Source organism: Burkholderia sp. AU17457 (assembly GCF_002223255.1).
Taxonomy (GTDB): Bacteria; Pseudomonadota; Gammaproteobacteria; order Burkholderiales; family Burkholderiaceae; genus Burkholderia; species Burkholderia sola.
In genome coordinates this window covers 1-599 of record NZ_NKFB01000016.1, presented here as the reverse complement: position 1 = coordinate 599, position 599 = coordinate 1, and the positions used below count along the sequence as shown (strand labels likewise).

The window sequence follows — 599 nt, the reverse complement described above, 5'->3', positions numbered from 1 at the left end:
GCGATCGCCTGCCCCTTCTGGTCGTGCGTGACGCCGATCTGCGGCACCAGGAACGCGTTCTCGTTCACGCCTTCCTCGATCCGCGCACGCACGAACATCCCCGGCAGCAGCACCTTGCCCGGGTTCGGGAACACCGCGCGGATCGTCACCGAGCCGGTGGTCTGGTCGACCGTCACGTCCGAGAACTGCAGCTTGCCGGCTTCCGAATAGGTCTTGCCGTCTTCCAGGATCAGCGACACCTTCGCCGCGCCCGGGCCGCTCGTCTTCAGACGGCCGCTCTGCACGTCCTGACGCAGCTTCAGCCCTTCGAGGCTCGACTGCGTGAGGTCGACGTACACCGGATCGAGCTGCTGCACCGTCGACATCAGCGTCGCCTGGCTCGCCTGCACGTATGCGCCCGGCGTCACTTGCGAGATGCCGACGCGGCCGCTGATCGGCGACACGACGTCCGTATAGCCGAGGTTGATCTGCGCGGTGTCGACCGCCGCCTTGCCGGCCGCGACGTCCGCCGCGGCCTGGCCCTGCGTGGCGACCGCGTTGTCGTAGTCCTGCTTGCTGACCGCGTTCGCGGCGACCAGCACCTTGTAGCGCGCGACCAG

The 599-nt window shown here is 68.3% G+C and carries 1 protein-coding gene; it reads right to left on the bottom strand.

Annotated features, from left to right (window positions below; translation table 11 throughout):
- On the bottom strand, positions 1-599 hold a 599-nt coding region (locus CFB49_RS35360), incomplete at both ends, for an efflux RND transporter periplasmic adaptor subunit (protein WP_143329361.1).